Annotated in this window: 15 protein-coding genes and 4 pseudogenes; 3 read left to right on the top strand and 16 right to left on the bottom strand. The window is 70.9% G+C overall.

Going from position 1 to position 18,491, the window contains the following annotated elements; all coding sequences use genetic code 11:
- From ACFZDJ_RS44970 to ACFZDJ_RS44920, 11 genes and pseudogenes are all read right to left on the bottom strand, one after another.
- On the bottom strand, positions 1-348 hold the full coding sequence (locus tag ACFZDJ_RS44970; RefSeq protein WP_391068090.1) for a GntR family transcriptional regulator: 348 nt from the start codon (positions 346-348) through the stop codon (positions 1-3).
- Between the two features lie 116 nt (positions 349-464).
- Entirely contained in the window at positions 465-1,598 is a 1,134-nt protein-coding gene (locus ACFZDJ_RS44965) for a glycosyltransferase (protein ID WP_391068087.1), read from the bottom strand.
- Entirely contained in the window at positions 1,595-2,500 is a 906-nt protein-coding gene (gene fdhD, locus ACFZDJ_RS44960) for a formate dehydrogenase accessory sulfurtransferase FdhD (RefSeq protein ID WP_391068084.1), read from the bottom strand. Before fdhD ends, ACFZDJ_RS44965 begins: the two co-directional genes overlap by 4 nt.
- 54 nt (positions 2,501-2,554) lie before the next feature.
- Positions 2,555-3,266, bottom strand: a pseudogene (locus ACFZDJ_RS44955) (GTP 3',8-cyclase MoaA).
- Positions 3,267-3,300: 34 nt separating this feature from the next.
- The gene (locus ACFZDJ_RS44950; RefSeq protein ID WP_390933131.1) at positions 3,301-4,683 is read right to left on the bottom strand and encodes an L-serine ammonia-lyase; all 1,383 of its coding nucleotides are present in this window, start codon (positions 4,681-4,683) and stop codon (positions 3,301-3,303) included.
- A gap of 67 nt (positions 4,684-4,750) precedes the next feature.
- Entirely contained in the window at positions 4,751-6,025 is a 1,275-nt protein-coding gene (gene glyA, locus ACFZDJ_RS44945) for a serine hydroxymethyltransferase (RefSeq protein WP_390933132.1), read from the bottom strand.
- Complete coding sequence (locus ACFZDJ_RS44940) at positions 6,022-6,459, bottom strand: glycine cleavage system protein H (protein WP_391068081.1); 438 nt, start codon at positions 6,457-6,459, stop codon at positions 6,022-6,024. Before ACFZDJ_RS44940 ends, glyA begins: the two co-directional genes overlap by 4 nt.
- Positions 6,456-7,637 (bottom strand): FAD-dependent oxidoreductase, encoded by a 1,182-nt coding sequence (locus ACFZDJ_RS44935; RefSeq protein WP_391068078.1) that lies wholly within the window; start codon positions 7,635-7,637, stop codon positions 6,456-6,458. The genes ACFZDJ_RS44940 and ACFZDJ_RS44935 overlap by 4 nt, the downstream gene beginning before the upstream one ends.
- 46 nt (positions 7,638-7,683) lie before the next feature.
- Positions 7,684-8,265, bottom strand: a pseudogene (locus tag ACFZDJ_RS44930) (SpoIIE family protein phosphatase); the annotation flags it as partial.
- Between the two features lie 12 nt (positions 8,266-8,277).
- A pseudogene (locus tag ACFZDJ_RS44925) lies at positions 8,278-8,544 on the bottom strand (alcohol dehydrogenase catalytic domain-containing protein); the annotation flags it as partial.
- A 271-nt stretch (positions 8,545-8,815) separates the two neighbouring features.
- A complete protein-coding gene (locus ACFZDJ_RS44920; RefSeq protein ID WP_391068075.1) occupies positions 8,816-9,001 on the bottom strand; it encodes a hypothetical protein in 186 nt (61 codons plus the stop codon).
- Between the two features lie 103 nt (positions 9,002-9,104).
- Here ACFZDJ_RS44920 and ACFZDJ_RS44915 point away from each other — a divergent pair, with 103 nt between their 5' ends.
- The 3 genes from ACFZDJ_RS44915 to ACFZDJ_RS44905 all read left to right on the top strand — a co-directional run bounded on the left by ACFZDJ_RS44915 (position 9,105) and on the right by ACFZDJ_RS44905 (position 11,397).
- The gene (locus ACFZDJ_RS44915) at positions 9,105-9,602 is read left to right on the top strand and encodes an IclR family transcriptional regulator C-terminal domain-containing protein (protein WP_391068072.1); all 498 of its coding nucleotides are present in this window, start codon (positions 9,105-9,107) and stop codon (positions 9,600-9,602) included.
- Between the two features lie 170 nt (positions 9,603-9,772).
- Positions 9,773-10,645, top strand: coding sequence for a formyltetrahydrofolate deformylase (purU, locus tag ACFZDJ_RS44910; protein ID WP_390933136.1), 873 nt, complete (start codon positions 9,773-9,775; stop codon positions 10,643-10,645).
- A 101-nt stretch (positions 10,646-10,746) separates the two neighbouring features.
- Positions 10,747-11,397 (top strand): IclR family transcriptional regulator C-terminal domain-containing protein, encoded by a 651-nt coding sequence (locus tag ACFZDJ_RS44905; RefSeq protein WP_390933137.1) that lies wholly within the window; start codon positions 10,747-10,749, stop codon positions 11,395-11,397.
- On the opposite strand, the pseudogene folP reads toward ACFZDJ_RS44905, so the two are convergent.
- The 5 genes and pseudogenes from folP to ACFZDJ_RS44880 all read right to left on the bottom strand — a co-directional run bounded on the left by folP (position 11,385) and on the right by ACFZDJ_RS44880 (position 18,484).
- Positions 11,385-12,268: pseudogene (gene folP / locus ACFZDJ_RS44900) on the bottom strand (dihydropteroate synthase). The gene ACFZDJ_RS44905 and the pseudogene folP overlap by 13 nt on opposite strands.
- A 203-nt stretch (positions 12,269-12,471) precedes the next feature.
- Complete coding sequence (locus ACFZDJ_RS44895; RefSeq protein ID WP_390933138.1) at positions 12,472-13,074, bottom strand: sarcosine oxidase subunit gamma family protein; 603 nt, start codon at positions 13,072-13,074, stop codon at positions 12,472-12,474.
- Positions 13,067-16,321, bottom strand: coding sequence for a sarcosine oxidase subunit alpha family protein (locus ACFZDJ_RS44890; RefSeq protein ID WP_391068069.1), 3,255 nt, complete (start codon positions 16,319-16,321; stop codon positions 13,067-13,069). The genes ACFZDJ_RS44895 and ACFZDJ_RS44890 overlap by 8 nt, the downstream gene beginning before the upstream one ends.
- Positions 16,322-16,332: 11 nt before the next feature.
- Positions 16,333-17,565, bottom strand: a complete 1,233-nt coding sequence (locus ACFZDJ_RS44885; protein ID WP_384920522.1) for a sarcosine oxidase subunit beta family protein — start codon at positions 17,563-17,565, stop codon at positions 16,333-16,335.
- A gap of 58 nt (positions 17,566-17,623) precedes the next feature.
- A complete protein-coding gene (locus ACFZDJ_RS44880) occupies positions 17,624-18,484 on the bottom strand; it encodes a bifunctional methylenetetrahydrofolate dehydrogenase/methenyltetrahydrofolate cyclohydrolase (protein WP_391068066.1) in 861 nt (286 codons plus the stop codon).
- Between the last annotated feature and the right edge of the window lie 7 nt (positions 18,485-18,491).

The raw sequence follows: 18,491 nt of genomic DNA, 5'->3' as shown, positions 1-18,491 counted from the left end.
TCACGGGCGGGAACGCATCCAGCGCCGTTGAAAGATCCGGTTCGGTCTCCATAGTCGAGTCGAAGGCGGCCACAGCCTGCGCTGCGAGCCCGCGATCTCGGGCTCCAGGGTACGGCGCGGGCGATAGATGGCTCCCAGTTCCTGGAGGTCGAGCAGTGCGACCATCGCGCTGCATCCGGGCCGGGTGATCACGAGGCCTTCGCTTTCCAGACTACGCAGCGCCTCACGGACGGGGATGAAACTGACCTCCAGCATTCCCGCCAACTCGCGCAGCGAGAACTCCTGACCCGGAGCGAGCGCCCCGGACAGGACGCACCGGCGAATCTCCTCCGTGACCTGCTCGACCACCGAGCGCGATGCACTGGGCCGCGCACGGCCGCGCGCGACGTCGGAGCCACCGCCAGGGCCCCGCCGGCCGCCATGGGGAGGACCGATGGAACCCTTCGGCAGACGCTGCCGTCCGGCTAAGGTTTGGCGGTGAGTTTGCCGACCTGCAGCCTGTCGAGGCCGCCGTGCCGCGAGCCAAGACGACGCTCGTTCATCGCCGCTCTGTACACGCCCGCCGTCGCCGTCGCAGCCCTGTCCCAGCCGAAGGACCGTGCGTGCCTGGCCGCGGCTGCGCCCATCCGGGCGGAGCGGGCCGGGTCGTCGGCGAAGCTGCACAGTGCCCGCGCGTAGTCGTCCGGGTCGTGGCCCGGTACGAGAACGCCGCTCACGCCATGTCGTACTGCCACCGACAGGCCGCCGACCTCGGCAGCGATCACCGGGGTGCCGTATGCCTGCGCCTCGACGGCGACCAGACCGAAGGACTCGCTGTAGGACGGGATGACCAGCACGGACGCCGCGCGATACCAGTCGGCGAGCTGGTCCTGGCCGACCGGCGGGCGGAACAGCACGACATCGCAGACACCGAGACGGGCCGCCAGCTTCTGCAGTCCTTCCGGCTTGGACAGACCGCTGCCGCTGGGCCCGCCCACGACCGGCACCATGATCCGCTCACGTAGCTGCGGCCGCTCCTCCAGCAGCCGGGCCACCGAGCGCAGCAGGACGTCCGGCGCCTTCAGCGGCTGTATACGGCCCACGAACAGCGGTATGAGCGCGTCCTGCGGCAGCCCGAGGCGGAACCGGGCCGCGGCCCTGCCGACCTCGACACCGCAGGCGTCAGGTCGGAAGCGCTCCAGGTTGACACCAGGGTGGACGACGGCGACCCGGCCGGTGTCGGCGTCATAGTGGCGGAGCAGTTCCTCCGCTTCCTTCTCGGTGTTGGCTATCAACCGGTCGGCGGCGCGGACGACTTGGGTCTCGCCGATCACTCGGGTCGCGGGCTCGGGGATGTCGCCCTCAGCGAGGGAGGCGTTCTTGACCTTGGCCAAGGTGTGCATGGCGTGGACGAGTGGGACGCCCCAGCGCTGCGCGGCGAGCCGACCCACGTGGCCGGAGAGCCTCCCGCCGGCGTCGCCGGTGCCGGGCTGGTGCAGCGGTGAGGTGTGCACGCTGAGCATCGCGACGCGGCGGGGGCGGCTGTGGGCGTCGGGTGGCCGCAAGCGGGGTGGGCCGACGAGGGTAGTGCCGTGGGTACGGGGCAGGTTGCGGCTCACCTCGCGAGACCTCCTTGCCGGCGCGGTTCTCTGTCGGCAGTCAGGTCGAGACGCTGCTCGCCCGCGTACACGTTCATGGAGCCGCCGCGCAGGAAGCCCACGAGCGTGAGCCCGGTCTCCGCCGCCAGGTCCACCGCGAGGGAGGACGGTGCCGAGACCGCCGCCAGCATCGGGATGCCCGCCATGACCGCCTTCTGTGCCAACTCGAAGGACGCCCGCCCGGACACCAGCAGAACGCTCCGGGACAGCGGCAGTTCGCCGAACTGCAGCGCACGGCCGATCAGCTTGTCGACGGCGTTGTGCCGGCCGACGTCCTCCCGCAGGTCCAGCAGTTCGCCCTCGGGCGAGAACAACCCGGCGGCGTGCAGACCACCGGTCCGGTCGAACACCCGCTGCGCGGCCCGCAACCGGTCGGGCAGGACCGCCAGCAGTTCGGGGGCGACCCGGACCGGGGGCGTGTCGGCGATCGGCCACCACGCCGTGGTCCGTACGGCGTCCAGGCCGGCCTTCCCGCACAGGCCGCACGACGAAGTGGTGTACACGTTCCGTTCGAGCGTGATGTCGGGCACCGGCACGCCGGGGGCGAGCCGCACGTCGACGACGTTGTACGTGTTCGAACCTCCCCCACTCTCGACTTCGCCCGAGCGGGAGGTACCCCCACCCGTGGCTCCCGCGCAGTACACGATGCTCGCCACATCCGCGGCCCGGCCCACGACGCCCTCGCTCACCAGGAACCCGGCGGCGAGCGCGAAATCGTCCCCGGGCGTGCGCATGGTGATCGCCAGCGGCTTGCCGCCCAGCCGGATCTCCAGGGGCTCCTCCGCGACCAGGGTGTCCGGGCGCGTGCTCACCACACCGTCCCGGATGCGCAACACGCGCCGTCGCTCGGTGACCCGTCCCATGGCCTCACTCCCAGTTCTGTCTGTGGACGTCGTTCCGCTCAGCGCCGGGGGCGGTCAGCCCCCGATGGCCGACATCGGCCGGTCGGGCTGAAGGAAGGACGGCTCGTCAAGGCCGGAGCCGGCCTTCTTCCCCCGCATCGCGCGCTTCCACCGCACCGCGATCTCCTCGTCCGGCACCCCGGAGCGCAGCGTCCCGCGCGGGTCGGACTCCTCCCGGGCGAAGAGGCAGGTGCGCACTTGGCCGTCCGCGGTGAGCCGGGTGCGGTCGCAGGTGTCGCAGAAGGGGCGCGTGACAGAGGCGATGACGCCGACCCGGGTCGGCCCGCGCCGCCAGCCCCTCCAGCACGTCGCGGTGGCGGTCGCGCCGGGTCAAGGCCTCGAAGACAGCGGGGCGCAAGGTGTCCAGCGAGACATTGACCCGATCCAGGCCCGCGTCCTTGAGCGCCTGAGTGGTGCGCCGCAGACCGATGCCGTTGGTGGTCAGTGACATCTTCGGGCGCGGTGCGAGGGCCGCGCAGCGCTCGACGATGCCGACGAGGCCCGACCGCAGCAGCGGCTCGCCGCCGGTGAAGCGGACCTCCTGGACGCCGAGGCCGGTGACCGCTATGCGGACGAGGCGGACGATCTCGTCGTCCGTGAGCAGGTCGGGCTTGTCCAGCCAGCGCAGGCCCTCCTCGGGCATGCAGTACGTACATCGCAGGTTGCACCGGTCGGTGAGCGAGACCCGCAGGTCGGTGGCGACGCGACCGAACGTGTCGATGAGCATGGCTGCGGCCCTCTTTCCCTCTCCGTCCGCCGCCTCAGCACTCAATGACGTTGACGGCGAGGCCCCCACGGGCGGTCTCCTTGTACTTGACCTTCATGTCGGCGCCGGTCTCCTTCATGGTTTTGATGACCTTGTCGAGGGAGACGTGGTGGCGGCCGTCGCCGCGCAGGGCCATCCGGGCGGCGGTGACGGCCTTCACCGCGGCCATGCCGTTGCGTTCGATGCACGGGATCTGGACCAGGCCGCCGACCGGGTCGCAGGTCAGGCCCAGGTTGTGCTCCATACCGATCTCGGCGGCGTTCTCCACCTGCTCCGGGCTGCCGCCCAGCACCTCGGCGAGGCCGCCGGCGGCCATCGAGCAGGCGGCGCCGACCTCGCCCTGGCAGCCGACCTCGGCGCCTGAGATGGAGGCGTTCTCCTTGAAGAGCATGCCGATGGCGCCCGCCGCGAGTAGGAAGCGGACGATGCTCTCCTCGTCGGCGCCCGGCACGAAGTCGAGGTAGTACCGAAGTACGGCGGGGATGATGCCCGCCGCGCCGTTCGTCGGAGCAGTGACGACCCGGCCGCCCGCGGCGTTCTCCTCGTTCACCGCCATCGCGTAGAGAGTCACCCATTCCATCGCGCGGCCGGCCGGATCGCCCTCGCTGCGCAATGCCCGGGCTACCGCAGCTGCTCGGCGGCGGACCTTCAGGCCGCCGGGAAGGATGCCCTCGCGGCCGAGGCCTCGGGAGACACAGGCCTCCATGACCCGCCAGATCTCCAGCAGGCCCGCGCGGATCTCCTCCTCGTTGCGCCAGGACTTCTCGTTCTCCAGCATCAACGCGGAGATCGACAGGCCGGTCTCCCGGGAGAGCCGCAGCAGCTCGTCGCCCGTGCGGAACGGGTGGGCGAGCACGGTGTCGTCGAGCTTGATCCGGTCCGCCCCGACGGCGTCCTCGTCGACCACGAAGCCGCCGCCGACCGAGTAGTACGTCTTCTCGAGCAGCGGCACACCGTCGGCGTCGTACGCGAAAAGGATCATGCCGTTGGCGTGGTACGGCAGCGAGCGCCGCCGGTGCAGGACCAGCTGGGTCGAGACGTCGAAGTCGATCTCGTGGGCCGGGCCGATTTCGGCACCGAGAACGCGGATGCGCCCGGTGCTGCGGATTCGCTCGACGTCCAGGTCGGCCTGGGCGACGTCGACCGTGTGCGGCTCGTTGCCCTCCAGACCCAGCAGCACGGCCTTGGGGGTGCCATGGCCGTGGCCGGTGGCTCCGAGGGAGCCGAACAGCTCCGCCCGTACGGCGGTGGTCTGGGCGAGCAGGCCGTCCTTCTTCAGCCGGGCGGCGAACATCCCAGCGGCACGCATGGGGCCGACGGTGTGCGAGCTGGACGGGCCGATGCCGATGGAGAACAGGTCGAAGACGCTGATTGCCACGCCATACTCCGTGGGATTGAGGGACGTGCCGCAAGGTCACGGGCACGCCCCTGCGGAAGGTTGTCGGTTACAGGCCGGGGTAGAGCGGGTGCTTGTCCGCCAGGGCCTTGACCCGGGTCTTGAGGGCCTCCGCGTCGGCCGCCCCGAAGGGAGAGGGCGCCTTGAGCGCCTCGGCGATGACGTCGGCGACCTCGGTGAAGTCCTGGGCGGTGAAGCCGCGGGTGGCGAGGGCGGGGGTGCCGATGCGCAGGCCGGAGGTGACCATCGGCGGGCGGGGGTCGTTGGGGACGGCGTTGCGGTTGACCGTGATGCCGACCTCGTGGAGGCGGTCCTCGGCCTGCTGCCCGTCCAGCTCGGAGGCGCGCAGGTCGACCAGGATCAGGTGCACGTCCGTGCCGCCGGACAGCACGTTGACCCCGGCCTCACGGGCGTCGGTGGCCGTCAGACGCTCGGCGAGGATCCGCGCGCCCTCGACCGTACGGCGCTGCCGCTCCCTGAACTCCTGCGAGGCCGCCACCTTGAAGGACACCGCCTTCGCCGCGATCACGTGCTCCAGGGGACCGCCCTGGAAGCCCGGGAAGACCGAGGAGTTCAGCTTCTTCGCGAACGCCTGCTTCGCCAGGATGATGCCGCCGCGCGGGCCGCCGAGCGTCTTGTGCGTCGTGGACGTGACGACGTCCGCGTACTCCACCGGGTTCGGGTGGAGCCCGGCCGCGACCAGCCCCGCGAAGTGCGCCATGTCGACCCACAGGTACGCCCCGACCTCGTCGGCGATCCGGCGGAACTCGACAAAGTCCAGCTGCCGCGGGTACGCCGACCAGCCCGCGATGATCACCCTCGGCCGGTGCTCCTTGGCCAGCCGCTCCAGCTCATCCATGTCGACCAGACCGGTCTCGGTGTCCACGTGGTAGGCGACCACGTGGAACTGCTTGCCCGAGAAGTTGATCTTCATGCCGTGGGTGAGGTGGCCGCCGTGGGCCAGGTCCAGGCCGAGGATGGTGTCGCCGGGCTGGGCCAGCGCGAAGAGGGCGGCCTGGTTGGCGGAGGCACCCGAGTGCGGCTGGACGTTGGCGTACTCGGCGCCGAACAGCTCCTTGACCCGGTCGATCGCGATCTGCTCGGCCACGTCGACGTGCTCGCAGCCGCCGTAGTAGCGGCGGCCGGGGTAGCCCTCGGCGTACTTGTTGGTCAGCACCGAGCCCTGGGCCTCCATGACCGCGACCGGAGCGAAGTTCTCCGAGGCGATCATCTCCAGGGTGGACTGCTGGCGGTGCAGCTCGGCGTCGACCGCGGCGGCGATGGCCGGGTCCAGCTCGCGCAGGGGCTGGTTGAAGAGGGTCATCGACGGTCTCCTTGGGTGTGAGCGCAGTGGGCGACATAGGCATCGGCGGACAGGGCGCCGGCGATGTTCTCGACGCGCAGCCTGAACCGCCGGCCGACGGTGTAGGGAGCGGCGTCGACGACGCCGGGGTCGTCGGCCAGCGCCGTGTTGACTTCCAGGACCTCTCCCGAGGCGGGGGCGTACAGGCCGCTCACGGAGGTCAGCGCCCTGATCTCGCCACAGCTCTCCCCCGCCTCGACCCGCCTGCCGACTTCGGGCAGCCGCAGGTGGACGACGTCGCCCAGGGTCTTCGCCGCGAACGCGGCGATGCCGACGGTGGTGTTGCCCTCGTCCACGACCAGCCACCCGTGGTCCCAGGTGTAACGCAGGTGCCGCGGAATGCTCAGGACGGTCTCCCGTGAGGACGGGAGGGGGAGCCGGGGTGGGGAGATCATGAGACGACGACCGCGGCGGCGGGGACGAGGGTGCGGCGGAGCCGGTTGAAGAACTTCGGCTGGTTCAGGGAGAGCACGGCGACGGGGGTGCCCTCACGCCGGTAGACGGCCGTGAAGGAGCGGCCGTCGACGTCGCCTTCGACGACCTCGGGCTCGGCACCGGGGGCGACATGCCCGGCGAGCTGGATGCGCACCTCGTACTGGTCTGACCAGAAGTACGGCGCGGTCAGGGGTGCCGGGGCCGACACACCGGAGAGCAGCGTGCGGGCGGCGGTCCGCGCCTGCTCGGTGGCGTTGCTCCAGTGCTCGATGCGGGCGTGCCGTCCGGTGAACGGGTTGGGACAGCGGGCCACATCACCGACGGCGACCACACGCGGGACGCTGGTCGCGCAGCCGGCGTCGCACACCACACCGTCGTCCACCCGCACACCGGAACCGGCGAGCCAGTCGGTGGCGGGCCTGACACCCACCCCGACCACGACGATGTCGGCGGACAGCACTCGCCCGTCCGCCAGCCGTACGCCGGTCACCCGGCCCTCGCCGACGAGTCCCGCCACTCCGGTTCCGCGCAGCAGGCTGACCCCGTGATCGTGGTGGAGAGAGGAGCACACCAGCCCCATCTCGCGCCCCAGTTGGCGTTCCAGCGGTACGTCCAGCACCTCGACGACGGTGACGTGGAGCCCGAGCCGGTGGGCGGTGGACGCCACCTCGGCGCCGATGAAGCCGGCGCCGATGACAACGACCCGGGGCAGGCCGTCCAGCAGCTCGGAGCGCAGGGCCTGGGCGTCGTCCAGGGTGCGCAGGGTGTGGACACCGGCCATCCCGTCCGTGCCGGGAAGCGTCCGGGGACTGGCACCGGTCGCGACGACGATGCCGTCGGTGCGCACACGCCGTCCTCCGGCCAGAGTGACGGTCCGGGAAACGGGGTCGAGCCGCACCGCGCGCTCGCCGAGCAGCCACTGCACGTCCAGGACCTCGTACTCGTCCGCGTCGCCGAGCGCGAGCGCGTCGGCGTTGAGGTCCCCTTTGAGGAAGTCCTTGGACAGCGGCGGGCGGTCGTAGGGAGTGTGGCGCTCCTCCCCCACGACGACGATCTCGCCGTCGTAGCCCTCCGCGCGCAGTGCGCGGACCGTGCTCAGGCCTGCCAGCGACGCTCCGACGACAGTGATGCTCCTCATGTCGGCTCCAGACGGGGAGTTGTCTCACATGACACAACGATAATCGCTATGCGCAACATGCTTTCCGTGGCGCCCGGGCGCTGTCAAGAGGGAGGAGCCGAACATCGGTTCCCGAATGCGCGCAATGTTGCGCAGCTCGCAACGGAAGTGCCTGAAGGGAGGCCGGGGCTCCGACGGTCAGAGCGTCGGCTCGTCCCACTGGTCCAGCAGGGGACAGCCCTCGGGCGCCTTCGTCGGTGGTGGCCGCGCGGCGCGGATGCGGGGAGGTGCTGCTGCCGTCCGCGGCTTCGCAGATCAGGCCGTTACGGTCGTACAGCAGACGGAGCCGGATGGGATCGGTGCCGTAGCGGATGGCGTTGGTGACCAGTTCGCTCAGGATGAGCGCGGTGGTGAAGGCGATGTCGTCGGCGGGGTGGTCGGACAGCAGGGCGTCGAGTAACCCCTGGCAGGCCTGTTCCGGGGTCTGGTCGGGGTGTGCCAGGGAGCCTCCGAGAAGTTCGAGGCCGGTGTCGATGCCGCGGTCGCGGTATTCGACGAGCCCGTTGGCGCAGAGGACGAGCCGGGAGCCCTTGAGCAGGTGCAGTTCGGCGGTCTCGACCTGCGGACCGGAGCCGAGGCCGAGCGATGGTGAGACGCGGACGGTGACACCGTTGCCGACCGCCTCGACGACACCCGAGGCCTCATGGCCGAGCAGGAACGGAAACTCGTCGGTGATCCCGCCCTCCCCGTAGTGCAGGTCGGTGTGGCAGACGCCGCAGGCCTGCCCCCGCACCAGCGCCTCACCGGGGTCCGGGGTCCGGGGTCCGGGGTCCGGGGTCCGGGGTCCGGGGTCCGGCACCAGGATGGTCTCCACCGGTACCGGGGCGCCCTTCTTCCGGGCGACGACGGCGCGTACTGCGTGTGTCACTGTCGATCTCCTCGCTGAGGGGCGGCCGAATGCCGACTTCGACGGGGATGTTCCGGAGGGCGGGAACGTCGACCACTCCGGGGAGCGATCGACGCGGGGAGAGAGTGAACTTCGCCGGGGCCCGAATGAGGACCGAGGCTGAGACTCTGTTGCGCATTACGCAATCATATTCACCATAAGCAACAAACGACAAACTGTCTCCCTGCGGACATCCACTGTCAAGGGGTTGGCAGAGCCAACTTGCCATCCCGTTGGAAGTCGGCCGGTGACGTCAGTTGCCGCTCCCCCGCAGGCTGTCGCGGCGCTCCCCGCCGACGGCCACACCGCTCGGCGACCCCATGCAGACGCGCAGCCGACGGATCTTCACCTCGGACGACGAAAGGATCGTCAGCGGCACATGGGAGTGCGACCCCGGGGAGTCGGCATGACACTTTCCGATCGCGGGGAGGTCAATCACGTCCTGGGCGGAGCAGCGGGGCAAGTACCGACTCGGCCGCGGCCTGATCCGTCTGGCCGGCACCGCCACAGTCCGGCTGGACCTCTCCCAGCAGAGCCGCCGGATGTGCGAGCAGTTGGCGGATCAGGTCGCGGAGACCATCAACCTGGCCATCCTCGACCGGGACGCCGCCATCACCGTCGACCAGGTGCTCGGCCCCTCGGCCATCATCACGCACAACTGGCCGGGGAGGCGCACGCCGCTGCATGCCACGTCCAGCGGCAAGACACTACTGACCCATCTCCCCGAACCCGAGCTCGAGAGCAGGCTCGCGGCGCCACTGGAGAGCTGCACACCGCCCGTCACCGACCCCGGGACCCTCCGGGCACAGCTGGAGCACACCCGTACGGACGGCTGCGCCCACAGCGTCGAAGCGCTCGAACGGGGTCTGAACGCGGTGGCCGCACCGGTCTTCTCCCTCAATGGGCAGGTGGTGGCCGCGCTCAGCGCCTCGGGGCCGTCCTTCCTGTTGACCGAGCAGCGGCTACCGGAGGCTTCCGCCCTGGTGCAGGCAGCGGCCGAGAAGATCTCGGACCGCCTCGGCCACCCCCGCCGGGCCTGAAATGCGCGAGCGGACTCCGCATATACGTCCGCCCGTCGACCGGAACGATCACTCGCGGTCGTGACAGTTGCACGCCATCCCTTGACCAGCCGGTCACTCCCATTGGAGCATGTTGCGTATCACCCAATACGTTGCACGATACGCACCACCATGACACGACGGAGGATGCCATGTCCCCTCGACCGCAGCCCGGCCGCGAGTTCGTCCTCACCCTTTCGTGCCCCGACCAGGCCGGCCTCGTCCACGCCGTGACCACCTTTCTCGTGAGCCACTCCGGAAACATCCTGGAGAGCCAGCAGTTCAACGACCGGCTGCAGGACCGCTTCTTCATGCGGGTGCACTTCGATGTCTCGGATCCCGACGTCTCACCGGAGGACCTGCACACGGGGTTCGGCCCGGTCGGCCAGGCGTACGGGATCAGCTGGCGAATGCAGGACGCCTCGACCCCGACGCGAACCCTGATCATGGTGTCGAAGTTCGGCCACTGCCTCAACGACCTGCTCTTCCGCAGGTCCACGGGCGCGCTCAACATCGAGATCCCGGCGATCGTCTCCAATCACCGCGACTTCGAGCCGCTGGCGCAGACCTACGACGTCCCCTTCCACCACATCCCGGTGACGACGGAGACCAAGGCGGAGGCCGAGGCGCGACTGCTGAGCCTCGTCGACGAACTGGACATCGACCTCGTGGTCCTCGCCCGCTACATGCAGGTCCTCTCCGACGACCTGTGCAAGCAGCTCGACGGACGGGCCATCAACATCCACCACTCCTTCCTGCCGAGCTTCAAGGGAGCACGGCCGTACGTCCAGGCACACCAGCGAGGCGTCAAGCTCGTCGGGGCCACGGCGCACTACGTCACGTCCGACCTCGACGAGGGCCCGATCATCGAGCAGGACGTCGTCCGCGTGGACCACTCGCGCGCCCCCGACGAGCTGGTCACCATCGGCCGTGACGTCGAGGCCCATGTGCTCTCCCGCGCCGTGGAGTGGCACAGCGAGAGTCGTGTGCTGACCAACGGGAGCTGCACCGTGGTCTTCCGCTGACGGGACGGGCCGTGGGACCACGCGGGCAGCCGGATCCTGCCATGGTCCTAACCTTCCGGAACCCCTGCGGGCCCGTGGACACGACCGCGTATGGTTGCGCTATGAGCAACTACACCGCAGAGAGCGAAACAACAGGTCTCGCGGTGACCGGAGTTCAGTCCGTCGACCGTGCCGTCAGCATCCTGGAGATCCTCGCCCAGCGCGGCGAGGCCGGTGTCAGCGAGGTCGCCGCCGAGATCGACGTCCACAAGTCGACCGCGTTCCGCCTGCTCGGGGCGCTGGAAGCGCGCGGACTGGTCGAGCAGACGGCCGAGCGGGGCAAGTACCGGCTCGGCCTCGGGATCGTGCGGCTGGCCGGTGCGGTCACGGGCCGCCTCGACATCACACAGCAGGGCCGGCAGGTGTGCGAGCGGCTCACCGAGGAGATCGGCGCGCCGGCGAAGGAGCGCGCCGACGTGCTCACGGCGTCCGGGATGCAGAAGCTGACGCCGCACACCCTGACCGTGAGAACGAAGCTGGAGAAGAACCTCGCCGAGGCGCGGGAGCGTGGGTACGCGGTGACTCTGGAGGAGCTCGAGATCGGACTGCACGCCGTCGCGGCCCCGGTCCGGGCCCGCGACGGCGAGGTCGTCGCCGCCCTGAGCGCCTCCGGCCCCGCGTACCGCTTCACCGAGGAACGCATCCACGAGCTCGCGCCCGTGCTGCTCAAGGGCGCGGCGGAGATCAGCCACCGGATGGGTTATCCGGGCTGAGCCTCGAACGATCTGAGGGACCGTACCGACGCCGCCGCCTCGGCGCCCCAGCGGGCTGTCACCCGCACCGCGTCGAGCGTCGAGGCGACATCGTGCACCCGCAGGCACCAGGCGCCCTGCGCGGCGGCGAGAACGGACACGGCGGTGGTCGCGGCGTCCCGCAGCCGTGCCGGGCGGGGTTGTCCCGTCACCGGGTCCGCCGGCAGCCGGCCCAGGAACGACTTGCGTGACGCGCCCACGAGGACGGGACGGCCCAGTGCGACGACGTCCCCGAGACGGCCCAGCAGCTCCCAGTTGTGCCCGGACTCCTTGGCGAAGCCCAGCCCGGGGTCGATGATCAGGCGACCGGGCCTGATCCCCGCCTCCAGCGCGGCCTCGATCCGCAGGCGCAGTTCGTCGACCACGTCGGTGATCACGTCGTCATAGACGGCGTTCGCCCGCATGCCGGCGGCGTGTCCGCGCCAGTGCATCGCCACGTACGGCAGGTCCGCCCGGGCCATGAGCGGCAGCATCGCGGGGTCGGCAAGGCCCCCTGAGACGTCGTTGACCAGCCGTGCGCCGGCGTCGAGCGCGCGGGCGGCGACCTCGGCCCGCATGGTGTCGACGCTGACGGTCCCGCCCGTCGCGGTGAGTTGCCGGACGACGGGCAGGACGCGTCGCAGCTCCTCCTCGACCGGCGGGCGGGCCACGCCGAGCGAAGCGAGATGGGGGTCCCCCCGGACGGAGTCTGAGGGAGGGTCGACTCCCCGCCCACGTCCACGCTGTCCGCGCCCTGCTCGAACAGCGCGAGTCCGTGCGCGACAGCCGCTTGCGGAGCGAACGACAGCCCACCGTCGGAGAACGAGTCCGGGGTGACGTTCACGACGCCCATGACCAGCGTGCGGCCGGACCGTGGCAGCCCGTGCGGGTGGAGTTCGGGCGTTCCCGGGTGTGGCGGGGTGGTGACGTGAGCGGTGGCGGTCACAGAGTTCCAGCCTTCGAAGCGTAGGACGAAACTTGCTGCACAAAGCCCTGTGGGAGCCCCGTCGAGGGGCTCCCACGAGTGCGACGGGGGGCAACCCCCGCCGAGGTCGCTCAGACGTACTCCGTCGCCGCGTCCAGCAACCAGTCCGCCAGATAGCCGGCGAAGGACGAACGGACCAGTACCCAGAACCCGGCCCTGGGTTCGTCCCTGGAGACCAGGACGACCTGCGTGCGGCCCAGTGTCGTCTGGGCGCAGCGACCGGAGCCGAAGGCCCTCGGATGCAGGTCCAGCGCGCAGCCGTGCGCCAGCAGATCGTGGGCGCGGGGACCCGTCACGAGGAGCGTGGTGCGCTGGGCGGAGACGTCGGTGACGGAGACGGGCTCGTCTCCCGCTGCCTCCCGGATCCGGCTCTCCAGGTCCCGTTCACTGTCGGGCCTGCCGACCAGCAGCCATTCGTCCGGGCCGAGCCACAGCACGGTCAAATCCCCGGCGCGTACGACGGTGTTGGGTTCGAGGGGCAGTTGCAGGCCCAGCGCGAGCCCGACGGCGTCCGCCGCCGCTCCCTTGGCGTCGAGGCGCACGTTGATCTGGGCCAGGAAAGGCAGTTCGGCCAGCCGGATCGCGCCCCCTGACGTGCGGGTCACGGCGGCCAGGCGGTCCGCGACCTGCGACAAGGGGCTGCGGGGCGGGGCGGTCGGGGCGGTGTCAGCCATCGCGACGGGCTCCCTCGGGGTCGTAGAGGACGGGGCTTGCGACGGTCACCGGGACCAGCCGGTCGCCGACGGGGGCGTACAGCCGCTCGCCGATGCGGTCCCGGCCGCCCTTGATCAGGGCGAGCGCGAAGGTCCGGCCGAGGGCGGCACTGCGGTAGCTGGAGGTGACGTGGCCGAGCATCGGGACGGGCGGCGCGGGCAGCTCGCTGTCGGCGACCAGGTGCGTGCCCTCGGGAAGGAAGGTGCCCGGGTCCTCGGGGAGAAGGCCGACCAAGTGCTTGCGGTCGGGGCGGACGCTGTCCGCACGGGCGTAGGAGCGCTTGCCGATGAAGTCGGGCTTCTTCTTCGACACCACCCAGTTCATGCCGAGGTCCTGCGGCGTGACGGTGCCGTCGGTGTCCTGGCCGATGATGGGGTAGCCCTTCTCGGCGCGCAGGACATGCATGGTCTCGGTGCCGTACGGGGTGATGCCGTACGGGGAACCGGCCTCATACAGCGCCTGCCACAGGGTGAGTGCTTCCCAGGGTGACACGTTGATCTCGTAGGCGAGTTCGCCGGAGAAGCTGATCCGGCACACCCTGGCCTCGATGCCCGCGACGATCGTCTCCCGCCATGCCATGAACGGGAACTCGTCGTTGGCCACGGCCAGTTGGGGTGCCAGCGCGCCGAGAACGTCGCGGGAGCGGGGGCCGACGAGGGCGACGGTGGCCCACTGTTCGGTCACGGACGTGCAGTGGACCTTCAGTTCGGGCCACTCGGTCTGCAGCCATTCCTCCATCCAGTCCAGTACGCCGGCCGCGTTGCCGGTCGTGGTGGTGACCAGGAAGCGGTCCTGGGCGAGGCGGATGACGGTGCCGTCGTCGAAGACCATGCCGTCGAGGCGGCACATCACGCCGTAGCGGATCATGCCTACCTTCAGGGTGCTCATCATGTTGGTGTAGAGCCGGTCGAGGAAGACGCCCGCATCCGGGCCCTGTACGTCGATCTTGCCGAGGGTGGAGGCGTCCATGAAGGCCACGCCGTCGCGGGCGGCGGCACACTCGCGCAGGACCGTGGCTTCCATGTCCTCGCCGTCCTGCGGGTAGTACCAGGGGCGCTTCCACTGGCCGACGTTCTCGAAGAGGGCGCCGTGCGCGACATGCCACTCGTGGATGGCGGTCGTGCGGACCGGATCGCTCAGGGCGCCGCGGTCGCGGCCGGCGAGCGCCGCGAAGGAGACCGGCGTGTACGGCGGCCGGAACGTGGTCGTGCCGAGCGCGCAGATGTCCACGCCGAGCAGTTCGGCGACGACGCCGCTGGCCAGGACCCCGGAGGTCTTGCCCTGGTCGTTGGCGGTGCCCGCCGTCGTGTAGCGCTTGGTGTGCTCGACCGAGCGCAGACCGGCGCCGGCCGCCCGGGCCAGGTCGTCGATGGTGACGTCGCGTTGGAGGTCGACGAAGCGGGGGGCGTCCGAAGCACCGGGGACGACGTACACGTGCATCGCCGGCGTCTGCCGCGGCCGTGCGGCCACCGCCGGCAGGCGGGGCGCCTGCGGGGTGTAGCCCTCGGCCTCGATCGCGCGGGCACCAGCGGCGGCGCCCTGGGCCAGGACCTCGGCCGGATCCAGGACGCCGCTCGCGCTGCCCACGACCTCGACCGCCTGCCGGCAGGTGTCCGGCACGAAGGAGCCCAGTGCCTCGTCGTACCGCAGCTTGCCGCCCGACTGGCTGAACAGGTGAGCCACCGGGTTCCAGCCGCCGGAGACCAGCAGCAGGTCAGCCGCAAACTCCCGCTGTCCCACGGACTCTCCGTACGGGGCGATGGTCACCGCGGTGAGCCGCGCGTCGCCCTCCGTGCCGGTGACGGCGTGCCCGGCCACCACCTCGATACCCGCCTGCCGAGCGCGCTCCGCCCACTCTCCCGGTGCGGGGCGGGTGTCGACGATCGCCGCGATGTCCACGCCCGCCGCGGTGAGGTCCAGCGCTGCCGCGTAGGCACTGTCGTTGGTGGTGAGGACGACCGCGAGGCGGCCGGGCAGCACACCGTGGCGGTTGACGTAGGTGCGGGCCGAGGCGGCGAGCATCACGCCGGGGCGGTCGTTGTCCGCGAACGCCAGCGAGCGCTCGTGGGCGCCGGTGGCCAGGACGACGCGACGCGCGCGGATGCGCCAGACGCGCTCGCGGGAGACATTCCCGGGGGCGTCGGCGCCGAGGTGGTTGGTACGGCGTTCGACGGCGAGGAGGTGGTTGTCGTCGTAGTAGCCGAAGACGGTGGTACGGCGCAGGACGCGCACCTCGGGGGCGTTGTCGAGCTGCCCGGTGACGTCCGCCACCCAGTCGAGGTGTTCGGCCGTGCCCAGGAGGCTGCCGCCCAGCTCCGGTTGGTCGTCGGCGAGGATGACACGGGCTCCGCTGCGGGCGGCGGCCGCCGCCGCGGCGAGGCCGGCCGGTCCCGCGCCGACGACCAGCAGGTCGCAGTGGGCGTGTACGGCGTCGTAGCGGGCGGGGTCCGGTTCGGTGGCGAGGCGGCCCTGGCCGTGGAGGCTGCTCGCGACCAGGCCGTCGTAGAGCTCGACGGTGGTCGCGGGGAGCATCGGCTCGGGGAAGGGCGCCTCGATCTGGACGACCGCGTTGGGCTCCTCCACACCGGCCGAGAAGATGCCTCGGGGGCGGCCGAGCTTGATGCTGGTGCCGGCCTTGATGACGCCGTTGGCGAGGAGGGCGGAGGCGAGGGTGTCGCCTCGGTGGCCCTGGTACTCGGTGCCGTCGAAGGTGAAGGTGAGGGGGGTGTCGCGGTGGATTCGGCCGCGGGTGGGGTGGCGGAACGGCTGGCCTGCGGCGGAGCCGCTGGATGCAGCGCCCCCTCCGCCCCTACCCGTCCCCTCCTGAGGGGGCTCCGCCCCCTGGACCCCCGTCGGCCCTGAAGGGGCCTTGTCCTCAAACTCCCCCAGAGCGGGTACCCCCAGACAGGCTGAGTGCACCGGGCGGGGCTCAAGCGTTGCCGGGCGTTCCTCACCCGCCCGGTACACCGCCAGGATCTCGTTCGTGGCCGTGTCCCGTACCGCGTTGAACCACTTGCGGCAGCCCGCCGCGTGGCTCCAGCGCTCGGCGAACGGGCCCTTCGGGTTGTCGCGGAAGAACAGGTAGCGGGCCCACTCCTCGTCGGTGAGGGCCGACGGGTCCTCGGGGTACGGCACGTGGGCCTGGCCGCCGTAGTGGAACTCGGCCTCGTCGCGGGGCCCGCACCACGGGCAGGGGATGAGCAGCATGGTTGGGCTCCCTAGTGGGCCACCGCGGCAGCGCCGTGCTCGTCGACGAGCGCGCCGGTGGTGAAACGGTCGAGCGAGAAGGGGGCGTTGAGGGCGTGCGGGGTGTCGTGGGCGATGGTGTGGGCGTAGACCCAGCCCACGCCCGGCGTGGCCTTGAAGCCACCCGTGCCCCAGCCGCAGTTGAGGTAGAGATTGTCGACGGGGCTGAGCCCGATGATCGGCGAGGCGTCGGGGCTGACGTCCACGATGCCGCCCCAGGTGCGCAGCACATGGGCGCGGGCGAAGACCGGGAAGAGCTCCAGGGCCGCGGACATCTGTTCTTCGATGATGTGGAAGGCGCCGCGCTGGGTGTAGGAGTTGTACGCGTCGATGCCCGCGCCCATCACCAGCTCGCCCTTGTGCGCCTGGCTGACGTACACGTGGACCGCGTTGGACATGACGACCGTCGGGTGCACCGGCTCCAGCAGCTCCGACACCAGCGCCTGCAACGGATGGCTCTGGACGGGGAGTTCGATGCCGGCCATGGCGGCCAGGACCGAGGTGTGGCCCGCGGAGCAGAGCGCCACCTTGCCCGCCGCGATGGGGCCGAGGTTCGTCTGGACTCCGACCACCCGGTTGCCGACCACGTCCAGGCCGGTGACCTCGCAGTTCTGGATGATGTCGATGCCGGCGGCGTCCGCCGAGCGGGCCAGGCCCCACGCCACGTAGTCGTGCTTGGCGATGCCGGCGCGCGGCTGGTAGGTGGCGCCCAGGACCGGATAGCGCACGTCCGGGGAGATGTTGACGATCGGGCAGACTTCCTTGACGCCGTCCGCGTCGAGCCACTCCGCGTCCACGCCGTTGAGGCGGTTCGCCTCGACGCGGCGCACGCTGTCGCGGACGTCCTGGAGGCTGTGGGCGAGGTTCAGCACACCACGCTGGGAGAAGAGGATCGGGTAGTCGAGCTCCTCCCCGAGTCCCTCCCACAGCTTGAGCGCGTGCTCGTAGATGCCGGCGCTCTCGTCCCACAGGTAGTTGGAGCGGATGATCGTGGTGTTGCGGGCCATGTTGCCGCCCGCGAGCCAGCCCTTCTCCAGCACGGCGACGTTGGTGATGCCGTGGTTCTTCGCCAGGTAGTGGGCGGTGGCGAGGCCGTGTCCGCCGCCGCCGACGATCACCACGTCGTACGACCGCTTCGGTTCGGGTGTGCGCCAGAGGAAGTCGGGGTGGTCCGGGAGGTCGGCGCCTGGGGTACGGGGGCTCATCGGACGTCTCCGTCTTCTGAAAGGTACTGATACAGCGGGTGCTTGGGGGCCGTCACGTTCATACGGCGTTCGCGTTCCTCTCGGCGGCCTCGACGACGTTGGCGAGCAGCATGGCCCGCGTCATGGGTCCTACGCCCCCGGGCATCGGCGCGAGCCACCCGGCGACCGAGGCCGCGTCCGGGTGTACGTCGCCGACCAGCCCGTGGTCGGTACGGGTGATGCCGACGTCCAGGACCGCGGCGCCGGGGCGCAGCATGTCCTTGGTGATCAGCCCGGGTGAGCCGGCCGCCGCGATGACGATGTCCGCCTCGCGTACGTGCCAGGCCAGGCCCTTGGTGCCGGTGTGGCACAGGGTCACGGTGGCGTTCTCGGACCTGCGGGTGAGGAGCAGGCCGAGGGGCCGTCCGACCGTGATGCCCCGGCCGATCACACACACCCGTGCTCCGGTGATCGGCACGTCGTACCGGCGGAGCAGTTCGACGATGCCGCGCGGGGTACAGGGCAGCGGGGCTTCGACGCCGAGGGTGAGCCGGCCGAGGCTGACGGGGTGCAGGCCGTCGGCGTCCTTGGCCGGGTCCATGCGTTCCAGGACGGCGCCTGCGTCCAGGTGACGCGGCAGCGGGAGTTGGACGATGTAGCCGGTGCAGGCCGGGTCGGCGTTGAGTTCGTCGATGACGTCCTCGACCTGTGCCTGCGTGGCGTCGGCGGGCAGTTCACGGCGGATGGAGGCGACGCCGATCTGCGCGCAGTCCCGGTGCTTGCCGCCGACGTAGGCGCGGCTGCCGGGGTCGTCGCCGACCAGGACCGTGCCGAGCCCCGGCGGACGGCCGCCGGTGGCGGTCAACTTGGCCACGCGCTCGACGAGTTCGCGGCGGATCGCGGCGGCGGTCGCCTTGCCGTCCAGCAACTGAGCGGTCACCGGCAGT

It is taken from the genome of Streptomyces sp. NPDC007896 (assembly GCF_042959425.1).
In the GTDB taxonomy this organism is placed as follows: Bacteria; Actinomycetota; Actinomycetes; order Streptomycetales; family Streptomycetaceae; genus Streptomyces.
The sequence above is the reverse complement of the archived record's forward strand: the minus strand, read 5'-3'. Positions and strand labels throughout refer to the sequence as shown.